The sequence below is a fragment of the Streptomyces sp. SAI-127 genome, from assembly GCF_029894425.1.
In the GTDB taxonomy this organism is placed as follows: Bacteria; Actinomycetota; Actinomycetes; order Streptomycetales; family Streptomycetaceae; genus Streptomyces.
Genome location: NZ_JARXYJ010000001.1, coordinates 9,120,134 through 9,136,803, shown reverse-complemented (window position 1 = coordinate 9,136,803; position 16,670 = coordinate 9,120,134). Strand labels below are relative to the sequence as shown.

Sequence of the window (16,670 nt, the reverse complement as noted above, 5' to 3'; positions counted from 1 at the left end):
GCATCCTCCTCATGAGCGACGGGCGCACGAACATGCCGGACCGACCTCCCATACGGGGGAGCCGTCCTCGATGCTCACGACTCACGGCGAGTTCTCCGTCACGACGGTCCCTCCGGCCGCCCGCCGCTGCGGGCATCTTGCCGAAAGCCGCCCGTCAATCGCCGCAGCCGGTTACCATCCCCGCCCTGACCTGCGGTGAAGGCCTTTCCAGAGGTGACTGTCAGTGGCGGGGTGCAGACTGGCCGGTGTCTGGGACAAAGACGTCACGGAGGTGATCGGTATGACTGAGAAGCTGCTTGCCGTGGGGACGCGCAAAGGTCTGTTCATCGGGCGTGGTCGCGGCGGCACCTGGGAGTTCGACGAGAGCCCGTATTTCAACGCGCAGGCCGTGTACTCGGTCGCCATCGACACCCGGGGGGAGCGTCCGCGGCTGCTGGCCGGCGGTGACAGCGCGCACTGGGGCCCGTCGGTGTTCCACTCCGACGACCTGGGCCGCACCTGGACGGAGCCGGCCCAGCCCGCGGTGAAGTTCCCGAAGGACACCGAGGCCTCCCTGGAGCGGGTCTGGCAGCTGCACCCGGCGGCCGCCGAGCCGGACGTGGTGTACGCGGGCACGGAACCGGCCGCGCTGTACCGCTCCGAGGACCGCGGGGAGAGCTTCGAGCTCGTCCGTCCCCTGTGGGAGCATCCGACCCGTTCGAAGTGGGTGCCGGGCGGTGGCGGTGAGGGCCTGCACACCGTCCTGACCGACCAGCGGGATCCGCGCGCGGTCACGGTGGCCGTCTCCACCGCCGGCGTGTTCCGCACCAAGGACGGCGGCGCGAGCTGGGAGCCGTCCAACTCCGGTGTCTCCGCGGTGTTCCTGCCCGACCCGAACCCGGAGTTCGGCCAGTGCGTGCACAAGGTGGCCCGGGACGCGGCCGATCCGGACCGGCTGTACCTCCAGAACCACTGGGGTGTGTACAGAAGCGACGACGCGGGGACGCACTGGACGGACATCGGCGAGGGACTGCCGTCCACCTTCGGCTTCGCGGTGGCCGCCCATCCGCACCGCGGTGAGACGGCGTACGTCTTCCCGATCAACGCCGACGCGGACCGCGTCCCGGCCGGTCACCGATGCCGGGTCTTCCGCACGGCGGACGCGGGCAAGAGCTGGGAGCCGCTGACGGCGGGTCTGCCGCAGGAGGACCACTACGGCACGGTGCTGCGGGACGCGATGTGCACGGACGACGCGGACCCGGCCGGCGTCTACTTCGGCAACCGCAACGGCGAGGTGTTCGCCTCGGCCGACGACGGCGACAGCTGGCGGCAGCTGGCCTCGCATCTGCCGGACGTGCTGTGTGTGCGGGCGGCGGTGGTCGCTTGATCCAGCCCTTCGACGAGGTACGGGTACTGATCGTCGGTCAGGACCCGTATCCGACACCGGGGCATGCGGGAATCGGATGACGGAGACGGGTCACGGGCCTCCGCCGGCTCGCCTGAACGTCCGGAGCTGGCCACCTCGGTGATCGTCTCGCGCCCCGACACCGGAACCCGTCAGCCCGTCCCGTGCCCACCGCCCGACAGGGTCCGCAGCGCCGAGGTCACCGCATTCGCCATGGCCCGGCGCGCCGCGGTGAGGGCAGGCCGGGGGTCGACGGTCGCGGGCGCCGCGGCGAGTGTGTCGCGGACCGCGCCGGTGAAGGCGGCATTCAGTGCCGTCCCGATGTTGACCTTGACCATGCCGGCCGCCACCGCCTGCCGGAGCTCCGCGTCGGGCACGCCCGTCGAACCGTGCAGTACCAACGGCACGGGGACCGCCTTGGCGAGGCGGGCGATGAGACCGTGGTCCAGCCGGGCGGTGCGCGTGGTCATCGCGTGGGAGCTGCCGACCGCGACGGCCAGTGCGTCCACCCCGGTGGCGGACACGAAGTCACGCGCTTGGTCGGGGTCGGTACGTGCCGAGGGTGCGTGCACTCCGTCCTTGCCGCCGATCTCGCCGAGTTCCGCCTCCAGCCACAGACCCTGGCTGTGCGCCCACTGCGCCGCCGCGCGCGTGGCGGCGACGTTCTGGGCGTGCGGCAGCGCGGACGCGTCGAACATGACGGATCCGAAGCCGCAGTCCGCGGCGCGGCGCAGCAGCGCTTCGTCGGTGACGTGGTCGAGGTGCAGCGCCACGGGGACAGCGGCCGTCTCAGCGAGCGCTGCGGTGGCGCGGGCTATCGGGGCGAGCCGGTTGCCGTGGAACCGCACGGCGTTCTCGCTGATCTGGCAGATGACCGGGCGCCCCGCGGCTTCCGCCCCGGTGACCACGGCCTCGGCGTGCTCCAGGGTGATCACGTTGAACGCACCGACGGCCCGCCCGTCGCGGTACGCCGAGCTCACCACTTCGGCGGTGGGAGTCAGCGGCACGGACGGCCTCCGATCGCGGTGTGCGAGGGCCGCGACAGCGGCAGGGCCATGAGCGTGGGTGAGGGGATGGGCGTGGGTACGGGTTTGCGTGAAGTGCAGGGTTTTGCTCGTTTGGCGACCATAAAGCACCCAATCATGCGCTGTGGTTTCATTGAGGTGCGCACTTCGCGGCGCACACCACCGACAGGGAGTTGTGAGACATGGCGGCACCGCAGGCCCGGTGGAGCGCGCTGCTGGAGATGCTGACGCGCGACGGGCGGATCGAAGTCGAGCCGGCCGCCGAGGAGTTGCGGGTCTCCGCCGCGACCATCAGGCGCGACCTCGACGAGCTGGCCCGCCAGCAGATGGTCACCCGCACACACGGCGGAGCCGTGATCAACGCCATCGCCTATGACCTGCCCCTGCGCTACAAGGCCGCACGCAAGGCTCCGGAGAAGGAGCGGATCGCGGACGCGGCCGCCGGCCTGGTGAAGGCAGGCGCCGTGGTGGGACTGAACGGCGGCACCACGACCACCGAGGTGGCGCGGGCTCTGGCCACCCGCGCCGACCTGAGTTCGGGCGGCGCCGAGACGGCGGTCACCGTGGTGACGAACGCCCTGAACATCGCCAACGAACTGGTCGTACGGCGTCACGTCAAGCTCGTGGTGACCGGCGGGGTGGCCCGGCCGGCGTCCTATGAGCTGATCGGACCGCTGGCCACCGAACTGCTCGCGGAGATCGCACTGGACCAGGTCTTCATCGGAGTGGACGCCATCGACGTGGCCCACGGGGCGACCGCCCACCACGAGGGCGAGGCCAGCATCAACCGGGCGCTGGCCCGCCGCGCGCAGCAGGTCGTCGCGGTCGCCGACTCCTCCAAGCTGGACCGGCGGGCCTTCGCCCGCATCTGCCCGGTGGCGGACATCGACGTACTGGTGACCGACAAGGCCGCCTCTCGGACGAACTGACCGAGTCGTTCGAGGCGGCCGGTGTGGAGGTCATTCGCGCCTGACACCGCGCGCCGCGCCCGCACCGGCCCCCGCGACGGCCCCGGCTGCGATACGGATCCCGTCGTCATCCCCGCACGCCGCCCGCGGTCAGGCCGGCGACGAGGTAGCGCTCCACGAAGACGAACAGCACCACCACGGGCACGATCGCCACGATCGAGGTGGCGAACAGGTACTGCCACTGCTCGTGGTACGAGGTGACGAAGCCCGGAATCGCCCTGGTCAGCGTCATCCGGTTGCCGGACGAGGTGATCGTGAGCGCCACCACGTACTCGTTCCACGCGCCGATGAAGGTGTAGACGAGCGCGGTCACCACACCGGGCATCGCGAGCGGCAGGATGACACGGGTCAGGGCGCCGAACCGCCCGGTGCCATCCAGCCAGGCCGCCTCCTCGAGTTCCTTGGGGATGCTCGCGAAGTACGCGTTGAGGATCCACACGCAGAACGGCAGGTTGAACGCGGCGTTCACGAGGATGAGGCCCTCGGCGGTGTCGGTCAGGTTGAGGCTGACCATCTCCCGGTAGATGCCGACCAGCAGCGCGGTCGGCGCGAACATCTGGGTGACGAGCACGAGGATCAGGAAGGCGCCGCGCCCCCGGAAACGGTGCCGTGCGGTGTAGTACGCGGCGGGCAGCCCGACGGCCAGGGCGAGCAGAGTCGACGCCCCGGCGACGTACAGCGAGAAGAGCAGCGCGTCCCCGACGCGCGGGTCGGTGAGCGACCAGATCTGCGTGAAGTTCGACCACTGCCAGTGGGAGGGCAGATAGGACGGCGGGGACTCCATCAGTTCGGGCGTCGGTTTGAGCGCCGTCAGCAGCATCTCCGCGTAGGGCGCGAGAAACGCGAGCGCCACCAGCCAGCCGGCCGCGGTGAGCAGGACGGTGCGCAGTTTCATCGGTCGTGGCCGCCTTCTGCGCGGCGCGGAGGTGCGGGGGCTGACGGCGGTTCTGCTCACGCGGTGTCCTCCTGTCGGCGGACGACGCGCAGATAGACCAGCACCACGGCGAGGACCAGCCCGAAGTTGACGACGGCCATGGCGGCCGACTCCCCCACCGACTGGTTGTCGAAGGCGAGTTTGTACAGGTAGGTGGTGGTCGTGTCGGTGCTGAAGCCGGGGCCGCCGCGCGTCATGGCCCAGATGATCGGAAACGAGTTGAACACGTTGATGACGTTGATGATCGCGGCGACCACCAACGAGGGCCGCAGCAGCGGCAGCGTGATGCTCAGGTAGGCGCGGACCGGGCCGGCGCCGTCCACGCGCGCCGCCTCGTACACCTCGCCGGGGATGCTCTGCACACCGGCCAGCAGGACGAACGAGGTGAACGGCAGCGAGACGAACACCGCCACGCCCATCATCGCCGCCAGGGCCTGCCCGGGATGGGCCAGCCAGTTGACAGGGGCGTCCAGCACGCCGATGTCCATGAGCAGCCGGTTGATCACGCCGTAGAAGTTGTTGAGCATCCAGCGCCAGATGAGCGCTGTCATCAGCACGGACGAGGCCCAGGGCACGATCATCGCCCACCGCACCAGCCGGCGCCCGGGGAAGCTCGCGTTCAGCAGTTGGGACAGGCCGAGGGAGACCAGGATCGTGACGGTGACGACCCCGATGACCCATACGACGGTGCGCAGCAGCACTCCGGGCAGGTCGCCCTCGGCGAACAGGTCGGTGTAGTTGCTCAGGCCGGCGAATCCCTCGGACAGACCGGTGGAGCTCACCTTCGTCAGGGACGTGCGGATCATCTCGATGATGGGCCAGACGACCATGGTCAGGATGAGGAGGGTCGCGGGACCGAGCCACAACAGGGGCTCGAGCCCGCGCCATGTAGTGCGACGGCGGCGCGGCAGAGGCGGCGCCTGCGCCGCCGGGGCCGGGTCTTCGGCCCCGGTGGCGCTTGCGGTGACATCGTGTACGGCCACCGAAGTCAGTCGCCCTTCTGCGCGGTCTTCTGGATCTCGCCCAGGACCTTCGCCGGGTCGCCGCCCGCCACCCCCGTGCCGATGCGCTGTTTCACCGCACCGTCGACCGCGGCCCATGCGGGGTCGTCGGTGGGGGCGAACTCGGCGCTGGAGAGGGCGTCGACGAACGGCTTGTAGTAGGCGGCGTTCTGGCTGTCGGAGCTGAGCACCTGACCGGCCGACTCGGTGACCGACAGGAACCCCTCGGTGGAGACGAACTTGGCGGCGTTCTCCTTCTGGTAGAAGAAGTCGAGGAACTTCTTGACCGCCGCCTTGTTCGACCCGTCGCTCTTCTTGAACGCGACGAGGTAGTCCTGCACGCCGAGCGTCTTGTGGGTGCTGCCGTCCTTGCTGGGCAGGGCCGCGACGCCGTAGTTCAGTTTGGCGTCGACCGGGTCGATGAAGCCCTTCCGCATGAAGACCGCCCCGTTGAGCATGCCGATCTTGCCCTGGGCGAACTGGTTGAAGACGTCCTTGCGGTTGGTGGCCTCCGGGTTGGGCTGGGTGACCTTTTCCTTCGTCAGTTTCCGCAGATAGCTGAGCGTGTCGACGTTGGCCTGCTGGTCGATCGCCCACTTGCCCGAAGTGTCGGTCCAGCCGCCGCCGTTGTTCATCGCCCAGATCTGGAACTCGGCCTGCGCCTCCTCGGGGCCCAGGGGCAGCCCGAGGCCGATGTAACCCGCCTGCTTGATCTTCTTGGCGTCGGCCTCGACCTCGGCCCAGGTGGTGGGCGGCTGGGCTATGCCCGCCTTGGCGAAGATGTCCTTGTTGTAGAAGAACAGGCGCGCGCTGGAGATGAAGGGCAGGCCGTACTGGGCCCCCTTGTACTGCGCCCTCTGCCGGAACAGCGGGAGGAAGTCGGCCAGCACCTTGGGCGAGACGACATCCTGCGCCTTGTGAACCAGGCCGTCCCGGGCGAAGTCGGAGAACTTGTTGTAGTTGAGGATGTCCGGTTCCTGCTTGGTCTGGACGTACGTCTTGACCTTGGAGTCCATCTGCTCCCAGTCGACGACTTCGAGGTTCACCCGGTAGCCGGGGTTGGCTTTTTCGAAGTCCTTGATCAGCGCAGTCCAGTAGGCCTGGGTGTCGTCGTCGTACTTCGCCGCGACGAACCTGATCGTCCTGCCGTCGGATCCGCCGCTGTCCGAGGCGCTGCCCTTGCCGCAACCGGTGAGGGCCAGTGCCAGGGCCAGTCCCCCGGCGAGGCCCGCGAGGTGCCGTTTCACGGAGTACCTCTCCGCACGCATGGCGTGCTTGGTCAAGCGCGTGCTCGCCTGATTGCGCGCCCGCTTGCTTGTTTATGCTCGATTGCTGGTGCTATCAATCATCAAACGACATGATGCTCAATGAAACGCGCACAGTGTCAAGGGCCGTCGCATCACGTATCGGTCACGCCGTGCGCCCTAGAGGGGAGTCCCCGATGAGTCAGACCGACATCGAGATCGCCACCCAGCCCGACTGCTGGCGGCAGGCCGTGGCACTGGCCCGGAGGCCCGACGGGCCCGTCTCCGCCTCGCTGCCCCGGCCCGGCGAGCGGGTGGCCGTCGTCGGCTGCGGGACGTCCTGGTTCATCGCCCAGGCGTACGCGGCACTGCGGGAGTCGGGCGGCCACGGCGAGACCGACGCCTTCCCCGCCTCCGGGATGCCGGACGCGCGGGCCTACGACAGGGTGATCGCGCTGACCCGGTCCGGCACCACGACCGAAGTACTGGAGCTGCTCGGCCGGCTGCGCGGAACAACCCCCACGACCGCGGTGACCGCGGTGCCGCAGTCGCCTGTGACGGGCCCGGCGGACGCTGTCGTCGTGCTCGACTTCGCCGATGAGACCTCGGTCGTCCAGACCCGTTTCGCCAGCACCGAACTGGTCCTCCTACGGGCCCACTTGGGCGAGGACCTGGAGCAGCTGCCGCAGCAGGGGCGCTCTGCGCTGGAGGAACCGCTGCCGGCGGGGGTGTTGGAGGCGGAGCAGTTCACCTTCCTGGGGCAGGGCTGGGCCTACGGGATCGCCCAGGAGGCGGCGCTGAAGATGCGTGAGGCGGCGGGCGCCTGGACCGAGGCCTACCCGGTGATGGAGTACCGGCACGGCCCGATCAGCGTCACCGCACCCGGCCGCGTGGCGTGGTGGTTCGGGGACCCGGCGGCCCTGCCGTCCGGTCTCGCCGACGAGATCGCGGACACCGGCGGGCAGTTGGTGGCGCTCGGCCGGGACCCGCTGGCAGATCTGGTCGTGGTGCACCGGCTGGCCTCCGCCCTCGCCTCGGCACGCGGGCTGGACCCGGACAATCCGCGCCATCTGACCCGTTCCGTGATCCTGGCCTGACCGGGCGTCCTCCCCGGAAGATCTCGGGGGCCACAGAATTTACGCGTCCGTTACGAACGGTTTCCGGGCCCGCCGAGGCCGGTCGGCGGGCCCCGGAACCGACCGCCACCAGGAACAACAACCGCTCCACGACCGCCCTGGGGGCACTCGTAACGCCCTGTGCCCCCCATGTTGACAGGTGGCGATTCCCGCAAGAGCATGTGCGAAATCGCTTCGAATCTTGCATCTGCACGCAGAATCAAGCAGACCGCAGCCCTGGCGGGCACCGCGCTTCTTCGTGACCGTGCGCTCCGCACGCCACCGGCACCACGCACCGCCGCTCCTGAGCCACCGTCCTGTCCGACAGGAGGACACGAGTGCACGCCCGATTGAGCAGTCCCGGCGGCCTGTTGCTCGCTGCCGCACTGACCGCCGCCATGCTGATGGCGCCCCTCACCGGCTCCACCGCCGCGGCCACGGCCGCCGCCCGTCCCACCACCGCCACCACCGAGGGGCCGAAGGTGACCCGCACCGCGAACGCCGTCACGGTCTCCGTGCCGGCCTCCGCCGGCACCCCCGGCTACACCCTCGACGTGGCCACCGACGAACTCGCCCTGACCACACGCCGCGCCGGGAAGACCGTGCTCGCCACAACAGCCGGCGACACCGGCGCCCTGCGCTTCACCACGGCCGACGGCACCTGGCAGCACGCGACGGGCGTCACCGACTGGACGTGGAAGAACGGCGTCCTGACCGTCACCGCCGACAGCACGCTCGACGGCGCCACGGTGGAGGCCCGGATCACCCCCGGCGCCGACCGCTACCAGCTCGACTGGGACGTCCGAGGCGGCGCACCGACGCAGTTGGGCCTCACCTACGACCTGTCGTCGGCCGGCCACTGGTACGGCCACGGCGAGGCGGAGACCCCGCAGGGCGGTCCCGGCACCGACCAGCCCTGGCCGCTGGACGCCGGCGAGGTCGACCATCCGACCTTCGGCCCGGCGTCGTACCACATGATCGACCCGTTCTGGTACACGTCCAAGTCGACCGGTCTGCGCGTCGACACCGGGAACGTCATGGACGTGGCGCTCAACAAGGGCAAGGACGGCCTCGGCAGCTTCGTCGTCGAGTCGCCCGACACCTACAAGGCCACCGTGTTCGTCGAGTCGACGCCGCTGGAGGTCTACCGCGACTACATCGGCATCGTCGGCAAGCCCACCAAGTCGGACGCCCCGTACGAGCAGTACGCCAAGCCGTTGTGGAATTCCTGGGCGCAGTTCTACACCAAGGTCGACCAGGAGAAACTGCTCGACTACGCCACCGACCTCCACGACAACGGTCTGGACGGGCACACCATCCAGCTCGACGACAAGTGGGAGTCGAACTACGGCAATCTGACGTGGGATCCGAAAACCTTCCCCGATCCCAAGGGTCTCTCCCAGAAGATCCACGACATGGGGTTCGACTTCGGCGTCTGGGTCACCCTGTGGATCAACCTGGACTCCGCCAACTACCAGTACGCGGTCGACCACGGCTATCTGCTCATGGACGCCAAGGACAAGACCAAGCCGTGTGACGTGACCTGGTGGAACGGCGAGGCGGGGATCATCGACCTGGCCAACCCCGAGGCCAAGGCCTGGTACGAGGGCAACCTCAAGTCCCTCATGGACACGTACGACATCGACGGGCTGAAGTTCGACACGCGCTTCTTCGACGAGAGGTGCGCGCCGCGCGAGGGCTCGCAGGTCACGGACTACCAGAAGCTCGGCACGCAGCTCGCCGACGAGTTCGACCTCCAGGGCGCCGGCATCCGGGTGCACTGGAACAAGACGGCCCACGAGGCCGGCTTCGTCACCCGCCAGGTCGACAAGGGCACCGGCTGGGACTCCCTGCGCGCCTCGGCCTCCCAGAACCTGGCCATCTCCACGATCGGCTATCCGTTCGTCGAGTCCGACATGATCGGCGGCTCGGGCGGCCAGCCCGCGCCGACGAAGGACGTACTGGTGCGGTGGGCGCAATCCGCCTCGCTGATGCCGCTGATGTACGCCTCGACCTCGCCGGTGGACACCAACGACACCACCACCGGACAGAAGGTGGACTACGACCAGGAGACGGTCGACCTCTACCGGCAGGCGATCAAGACGCACGAGAAGCTCGCCCCCTATATCTGGGACCAGGTGCAGAGCACCCTGAAGACCGGCGATCCGATCATGCGGCCGCTGTTCTTCGACTTCCCGAAGGACGAGGCGAGTTACACGGTCGCCGACGAGTGGATGCTCGGCCCGGCCGTGCTGGCCGCACCGAAGCTGAGCACCGGAGCCACACGCTCCGTCCATCTGCCGCCGGGCACCTGGTACGACGTGAACCAGGGCACGGTGATCCGCGGTCCCCAGACCCTCAAGGGGTACGCGGCGCCGCTCGGCGTCACCCCGGCCTTCGTCAACATCAAGGCCGAGGGCGCGGACAAGGCCATCAAGGCGCTCAAGCGCGTCGACGCTCCGGCCGCCTCCGTCCTGATCACTCCGGACGCCCCGGCCACCGACGCGGGCAAGCCGTTCCAGGTGACCACCGAGGTGACCAACTGGAGCACCGGGACCCTCAGGAGCGTCAAGGCGGCCCTGGACCTGCCTGATGGCTGGAGTGCCAAGTCGACCGGTCCGACCACCGCGGACTACCTCAAGAACGGCGCCACACTCACCACCACCTGGACGGTGACCCCGGCCGAGGACGCCCGCTGGGGCAGCCACGACCTCACCGGCACCGCCACCTACAACGGATCCAACGGGTCGCAGAGGGTGTCGGACACCGTGCAGGCACAGGTGAAGGCCGCTCCCAGCAGCGTGCAGGCGCCGTACCTGACGACCGACACCACCTCCGAGGATCCCCAGTACGCCCAGGCCGGTGACCAGTTCGCCATCTGGGCCGGCGGCCAGGACCTGTCCGGCTGGAAGGACGAGAAGGGCGTCATCTACCGCGACGACGCAGCCGGCGAGAAGGCCACCGTGCACGCCCAGTTGGTCTCCCAGAACAGCGCCTCACCGGTCGGCAAGGCGGGCATCGCCCTCGCCAACGACCTGACCGCACCCGAGCAGGGCGGTTACGCGGTGCTGGTCATGACCCAGAGCTACGGCCTGGAGTTCATGACCGACAGCGACGGCGACGGGAAGCTCGACACCTGGGCGGGCGGCGGCGCCACCTACCACCCGGCGTATCTCAAGCTGACCCGGGACGGCGCCACCTACACGGCGTACGCCAGCAAGGACGGCCAGGCCTGGTCGCAGGTCGGTACCGCCCAGGTGCCGTCGGCCGCCGGCACCGAAGACGCCGGGATGGTCGCCAGCGCGGCCAACGTCAACTACCCCGGCGAGGACATCGAAGCCGTCTTCAGCGGATTCACCGTCACCTCCTGACACGCCGGTATCACCTGCATCCCCCGGTTTCCCGGCAGGCCCACCGCCCCCATGGGGCCTGCCGGGGACCACTCCCTGCACAGCCGTGAGAGAGGGACCCCATCCCCATGGCACGTACATCCTCAGTTGCCGCCGGCTTCGTCGCCGGCGTCGTCGTGGCCGCAAGCACCACCGCGATCGCCGTCACCGGTACGGCGACCACCGGCACCGACCTCAATTCCAAGGCCACCACCACCTGGCTGACCGTCAAGGTCGCCGACGCCATGGGTACCAGAGACACCATCACCTGGGTCCCCACCGGCTCCTTCGCCGGTTCCGCGGAGGAGCGGGTCCCGCGTTATCCGATGACCCCCATCCAGGGCAAGGACACCAAGGAGCTCAAGCTCTCCGCAGTGCGCAACGAGCAGGTCTCGGCGCAGCTGGCGATCGCCTCCGGCCACAATCTCGACGACGTCAAGGCCGTGGTCGGCGACCTGACCGGGCCCGGCGGCGCGAAGCTGTCCGGTGCCGACACCCAGCTCCGGTTCGTCAAGTACGTGCCCGTGCAGCGTTCCAAGAGCGAGGTCGACTGGTCGGCCACCATCGACCAGGTCAGCTCCGGGAAGGAGGTGTCCGGCGACCGTAACCCCGATGTGGTCGGCGACCCGCTGGCGGAGGGGTCCTCGGTCGACGTACCCGCGTACGCGGCGCAACCGCTGTGGTTCACCTTCCACATCCCCGAGGGGGCCAAGCCCGGCACGTACACCGGCGCGGTGAAGGTCAACGCCGACGGCCGTACCCAGAGCACGTACCCGCTGACCATCGAGGTCGCCGACGCGAGCGTGCCCGACCCGAAGGACTACAGCTTCTTCCTCGACGTGTGGGCGCAGCCGGAGACGATGGCCAAGAACCACGGCGTCAGGCTCTGGTCCGACGAGCACTGGAAGCTGATCGACAAGTACGACCGAGACCTGGCCTCGCGCGGCCAGAAGGTCATCAACACCACCATCGTCGACAACCCCTGGCACCACCAGTGGTCGCTCGGCACCCGGGAGTCACAGACCGCCACGCCGTACACCAGCATGGTGGGCTGGACCTGGAACGGAAAGACGTTCTCCTTCGACTTCAGCCGCTGGGACAAGTACGTCGAGACCGCCAGACGCGCCGGTCTCGGGCCTGACATCGGCGCCTTCTCCATGCTGGCCTTCCAGGACCAGGAGCACCTCACCTACACCGACACCACCACCGGCAGGACCGTCTATGAGAACGTCGATCTGGGCGGCGACCGCTGGCGTCAGGCATGGGGAACCTTCCTCCCCGCCTTCGAGAAGCACGTGAAGGCGAAGGGCTGGCTGGACCACACCTGGCTGTCCTTCGACGAGCGGCCCATCGACACGATGACCGTCGTCAAGAACTTCGTCCACGAGGTCGCGCCGGCCTTCGACGACCGCATCTCCGTGGCAGGTTCGATCAACACCGAAGGCGTCGCGTCCAACCTGTCCGTCGACTGGGGCGGCATCGACGCGATGACGAAGGAGAAAGTGGAGGAGCGGCGCAAAGCCGGCAAGATCACGACCTTCTACGTGTACGGCGCTCCGGCCCACCCCAACACCCTGTCCTACTCTCCCGCCGTCGAGTCGCGGATGCTGCCCTGGATCTCCGCCCAGCGGGATCTGGACGGCTTCCTGCGCTGGTCGTACAACAGCTGGACCAGCGACCCCTTCAATCGGCCGGTGCACATCTTCACGCAGGGCGACGAGTACCTGGTCTACCCGGGCAAGGACGGCCCGATGTCCAGCATCCGCTGGGAGCAGCTGAAGGAGGGCATCGAGGACTACGAACTCATCGCCCAGCTGCGGAAGAAGGACGGCGGCACCGACAGCGACGCCCTGACCGAGGCCCTCACCACCGCGACCCGGAACCTCGACGGCCGGACGAAGGACGTGGGCGACATCGAGACCGCGCGGGCGGCAGTCGTGAAGGGGCTGACGTCATGAGGGGCAAGTGGAGATCTCTGCTGCTTGCCGGAGCGCTGACTGCCATGTCCCTGACCAGCGCGGGTGTCGCGACACCGGCCCAGGCGGAGCAGCAGACCCCGGCGCGGCACACCGTCACCTACGACCAGTATTCCGTACAGGTCGACGGCAAGCCCCTGTACCTCTGGGGCGCCGAGTTCCACTACTTCCGGCTGCCCAGCCCCGACGCGTGGCGCGATGTCCTGCAGAAGATCAAGGCGGGCGGATTCAACGCCGTCTCGCTGTATTTCGACTGGGGCTACCACTCCTCCAAGGCGGGGTCGTACGACTTCACCGGCACCCGTGACGTGGAGCGGCTGCTGGACGAGGCCGAGCGCGCGGGCCTGTATGTGATCGCCCGGCCGGGCCCGTACATCAACGCGGAGGTCTCCGGCGGCGGCATGCCCGCCTGGCGGTCCACACAGGCCGGCGTGAACCGTACCTCCGAGCCGGAGTACCTGAAGGCGGCCCGGGAGTGGATGAGCCGGATCAACCCGATCATCGCGCGCCATCAACTCACCCGTGGCACAGGGTCGGTGATTTTGTATCAGGTCGAGAACGAGTACCAGGGCGGTCGCCACGACGCCGACTACATGCAGACCCTCATCGACTGGGCGAAGGAGGACGGCATCGATGTTCCCACCTTCGTCAACGACGGTGGCGCCAACCAGAACTGGGTGAGCGGCAAGGGCGCCCCGGACATCTACGGCTTCGACGCCTACCCGCAGGGCTTCGACTGCAAGGACCCGGACACCTGGAAGAACCTCCCGGACTATTCGTACGTCAACGAGTGGAAGCCCGAGTCCCCGCTGATCATCCCGGAGGCACAGGGCGGCGCCTTCGACCCGTGGGGCGGCACCGGTTACCAGGACTGCGCGAAGCTGACCGGCACCGACTTCACCCGGGTGTTCAGCAAGATGAACATCGCCGCCGGGGTGAGCGGCCAGTCCTTCTACATGACGTACGGCGGCACCAACTGGGGCTGGCTCGCCGACCCCAACGCGGTCTACACGTCGTACGACTACGGGGCCCCGATCAACGAGTCCCGCCAACTGACCGACAAGTACCAGGAGTTCAAGCGCCTCGGGTACATGGTCAACTCTGTCACCTCGTTGGCGCGCACCGACAGGGCCGAAGCGCCCACGCCTTCCGACGACGCCCTGCGTATCGACCGGCGCGTCAACCCCGACGACGGCACGCAGTTCTTCACCGTGCGGCACGGCGACACCCGTGTGAAGGACAAGGACGAGACCACCTTGTCGCTGAAGGGTGCGGACGGCGACTACCCGCGCGTACCGCAGCAGGGCGAGATCACCATCGACGGTCGGGACGCCAAACTCCTCGTCGCGGGTTACGACTTGGGCGAGGACCAGCGGCTCGTCTACTCCACCTCGGAGATCATGACGCACGCCAAGATCGGCGACCGCGAGGTGGCGCTGCTGTACGGGCGTGCAGGCGAAACCGGCGAGACCGTGCTGCGGTACGCCGAGCGGCCCAAGGTGACCGTCCTCGACGGCGACGTCACCACCACCTGGGACGCCGAACGCGGTGACCTGCGCCTGAACTACACCCACAAGGGCCTGGCCCGGGTGCTGGTGAACGGCATGGAACTGCTGATCGCCGACACCGCCGAGACCGCCCACTGGTGGCGGCAGGACACCGCGGCGGGCCCGGTTCTCGTACGCGGGCCGTCCCTGGTCCGTACGGCTGAACTTGCCGACGGGACACTGAAGTTGACCGGCGACTCCACCAAGGCCGCGAAGATCGAGGTCATCGCGGACGCCAAGAAGGTGACCTGGAACGGCAGCGATGTCGCCGTCACCCGGGCGCCGCTTCCCGTCGAGCTGCCCAAGCTGACGACGTGGAAGTACAAGGAGGAGGCGCCGGAGTCCGCTCCCGGCTTCGACGACGCCACCTGGACCACCGCCGACCACCTGACCGCCAACAACGCGGCGCTTGCCGGTTCGCTGCCGGTCCTCGCCATGGACGAGTACGGCTTCCACCACGGCAACGTCTGGTACCGCGGCCGGTTCAAGACCACCGGTGCCGCCACCGCGCTCGCACTCGACGCCAAGACCGGCAACACCGGCCAGTACGCGGTGTGGCTCAACGGCCGCCATCTCGGCAGCTCCGGCGACGGCGCGCACACCTTCGACATCCCGGCGGGCACGCTGAAGTCCGGTTCGGACGGCGGGGACAACGTCCTCTCCGTCCTCGTGGAGAACGCGGGCCACAACGAGGAATGGGGCCACGACTACTCCAAGGAGCCACGCGGTCTGCTCTCCGCCGAGGTGATCGGCGGGGCCTCCACCCTCACCTGGAAGATCCAGGGCAACCGGGGCGGCGAGGACCCGGTGGACACCGCCCGGGGGCCGTACAACAACGGCGGGCTGTACGGGGAGCGGGCCGGCTGGTCGCTGCCGGGCCTCCCCGACGGCAGCTGGCAGAGCACCACTCTCTCCCAGCAGACCGCAAAGACCGGGCCCGGGGTGCGCTGGTACCGCACCTCCGCCTCGCTCGACCTGCCGCAGGGCCAGGACAACGGGCTCGCGCTGGACCTGGCTGAACCCCCAGGCGGCAGCACCGGCTATCGCGCCGAGATCTTCGTCAACGGCTGGCTGATCGGTCGCTACCTGCCGGGCACCGGACCCCAGACACGGTTCGTCATCCCCAAGGGCCTCCTGCGTGAGCAGGGCAGCAACACCATCGCCCTGGCCGTCTGGTCCACCGAGGCCGGCGCCGGCCCGGGTTCGGTGAAGCTCGTCGACGTCGGCGCCTCGGCGGGCGGGATCAAGGTCGGTACGGTGGCGGCGCCCTCGTACGACGCCAAGACCTACGCCATGCCGGTCGCGGGCGCTCAAGTCACCGTCGATGCCGAGCCGTTCCTGAGCACCGGCACCGCGACCAAGGTCCCCGTCACCCTCAGCGTGCCGAAGGACGCCCCGACTGCCTCGAACGTCGGCCTGACGCTGAAGGTCCCGGACGGCTGGACCGCGACCACCGACGACCCGACCCGCTTCGACCGGGTACGGCCCGGCGACAAGGTGACAGCGGACTACACCGTGACCCCGCCCAGCGATCCCGTGCACTACGCCGTCCTGTCCGCGAACGCCAAGCTCACCCAGCCCGGCCGTCCGGGAACCGTCACCGGTGTACGCGCCGTACAGGTGCCACCGCCCGCGCTGTCCGCCGACGCCTATGTGAGCGACCTGGCCCTGGTCAAGGCGGTCAACGGCTGGGGGCCGGTGGAGAAGGACTCCTCCAACGGGGAGGACGCGGCGGGTGACGGTCGTCCCCTGAGCATCGGCGGCACCACGTACACCAAGGGCCTCGGCGTGCACGCGAACAGCCAGGTCCGGGTCTATCTCGGAGGTGGCTGCACCCGCTTCACCGCGACCGCCGGGGTGGACGACGAGGTCGGCGACGGCGGCAGTGTCTCCTTCCAGGTGATCGCCGACGGCCGTTCGCTCACGACAACCCCGGTGGTGCGGGGCTCCGACGGCGGCAGCGGCATCGACGTGGACGTGACCGGCGCCCGCTGGCTGGACCTGTCGGTCGACGGGGACGGCGATGTTTCCTCGGACCACGCCGACTGGGCCGACGCCAGGCTGACCTGCGGCGGCGGTGCCTGATG

The 16,670-nt window shown here is 69.0% G+C and carries 9 protein-coding genes and 2 pseudogenes; 7 read left to right on the top strand and 4 right to left on the bottom strand.

Translation table 11 applies throughout. The features are described from left to right. The first annotated feature begins 280 nt into the window (after positions 1–280). Together M2157_RS41895 and M2157_RS41890 are read left to right on the top strand one after the other, a co-directional pair. Positions 281–1,366 carry an exo-alpha-sialidase gene (locus tag M2157_RS41895; RefSeq protein ID WP_280867785.1) on the top strand — a complete coding sequence of 362 codons (1,086 nt, stop codon included), beginning with the start codon at positions 281–283 and terminating at the stop codon, positions 1,364–1,366. Positions 1,367–1,368: 2 nt separating this feature from the next. Then, positions 1,369–1,434: pseudogene (locus tag M2157_RS41890) on the top strand (uracil-DNA glycosylase); the annotation flags it as partial. Between the two features lie 102 nt (positions 1,435–1,536). Here the strand turns inward: M2157_RS41890 and M2157_RS41885 are convergent. Then, positions 1,537–2,391 carry a class II fructose-bisphosphate aldolase gene (locus tag M2157_RS41885; protein ID WP_280855927.1) on the bottom strand — a complete coding sequence of 285 codons (855 nt, stop codon included), beginning with the start codon at positions 2,389–2,391 and terminating at the stop codon, positions 1,537–1,539. 200 nt (positions 2,392–2,591) lie between these two features. Here M2157_RS41885 and M2157_RS41880 point away from each other — a divergent pair. Continuing rightward, positions 2,592–3,382 (top strand): annotated as a pseudogene (locus tag M2157_RS41880) (DeoR/GlpR family DNA-binding transcription regulator). 62 nt (positions 3,383–3,444) lie between these two features. On the opposite strand, the gene M2157_RS41875 reads toward M2157_RS41880, so the two are convergent. Genes M2157_RS41875 through M2157_RS41865 form a run of 3 tightly spaced genes read right to left on the bottom strand, consistent with a single transcriptional unit; the run spans position 3,445 to position 6,580 of the window. Beyond that, positions 3,445–4,332 carry a carbohydrate ABC transporter permease gene (locus tag M2157_RS41875; protein ID WP_280855928.1) on the bottom strand — a complete coding sequence of 296 codons (888 nt, stop codon included), beginning with the start codon at positions 4,330–4,332 and terminating at the stop codon, positions 3,445–3,447. Continuing rightward, a complete protein-coding gene (locus tag M2157_RS41870; protein ID WP_280867784.1) occupies positions 4,329–5,294 on the bottom strand; it encodes a sugar ABC transporter permease in 966 nt (321 codons plus the stop codon). Before M2157_RS41870 ends, M2157_RS41875 begins: the two co-directional genes overlap by 4 nt. 5 nt (positions 5,295–5,299) lie before the next feature. Then, on the bottom strand, positions 5,300–6,580 hold the full coding sequence (locus M2157_RS41865) for an extracellular solute-binding protein (RefSeq protein WP_280867783.1): 1,281 nt from the start codon (positions 6,578–6,580) through the stop codon (positions 5,300–5,302). Between the two features lie 173 nt (positions 6,581–6,753). On the opposite strand from M2157_RS41865, the gene M2157_RS41860 reads away from it, so the two are divergent. From M2157_RS41860 to M2157_RS41845, 4 genes are all read left to right on the top strand, one after another. After that, a complete protein-coding gene (locus M2157_RS41860; RefSeq protein WP_280867782.1) occupies positions 6,754–7,653 on the top strand; it encodes a sugar isomerase in 900 nt (299 codons plus the stop codon). Between the two features lie 416 nt (positions 7,654–8,069). Further along, the gene (locus M2157_RS41855; protein WP_280868344.1) at positions 8,070–11,042 is read left to right on the top strand and encodes a TIM-barrel domain-containing protein; all 2,973 of its coding nucleotides are present in this window, start codon (positions 8,070–8,072) and stop codon (positions 11,040–11,042) included. 107 nt (positions 11,043–11,149) lie between these two features. After that, on the top strand, positions 11,150–13,018 hold the full coding sequence (locus tag M2157_RS41850; protein ID WP_280867781.1) for a DUF4091 domain-containing protein: 1,869 nt from the start codon (positions 11,150–11,152) through the stop codon (positions 13,016–13,018). Continuing rightward, on the top strand, positions 13,015–16,668 hold the full coding sequence (locus tag M2157_RS41845; protein ID WP_280867780.1) for a beta-galactosidase: 3,654 nt from the start codon (positions 13,015–13,017) through the stop codon (positions 16,666–16,668). Before M2157_RS41850 ends, M2157_RS41845 begins: the two co-directional genes overlap by 4 nt. Positions 16,669–16,670 lie beyond the last annotated feature (2 nt).

Coding starts and splice junctions, on each gene's coding strand:
- M2157_RS41895 (WP_280867785.1), top strand. CDS start 281: ATGACTGAGAAGCTGCTTGCCGTGGGGACGCGCAAAGGTCTGTTCATC.
- M2157_RS41865 (WP_280867783.1), bottom strand. CDS start 6,580: ATGCGTGCGGAGAGGTACTCCGTGAAACGGCACCTCGCGGGCCTCGCC.
- M2157_RS41860 (WP_280867782.1), top strand. CDS start 6,754: ATGAGTCAGACCGACATCGAGATCGCCACCCAGCCCGACTGCTGGCGG.
- M2157_RS41855 (WP_280868344.1), top strand. CDS start 8,070: ATGCTGATGGCGCCCCTCACCGGCTCCACCGCCGCGGCCACGGCCGCC.
- M2157_RS41850 (WP_280867781.1), top strand. CDS start 11,150: ATGGCACGTACATCCTCAGTTGCCGCCGGCTTCGTCGCCGGCGTCGTC.
- M2157_RS41845 (WP_280867780.1), top strand. CDS start 13,015: ATGAGGGGCAAGTGGAGATCTCTGCTGCTTGCCGGAGCGCTGACTGCC.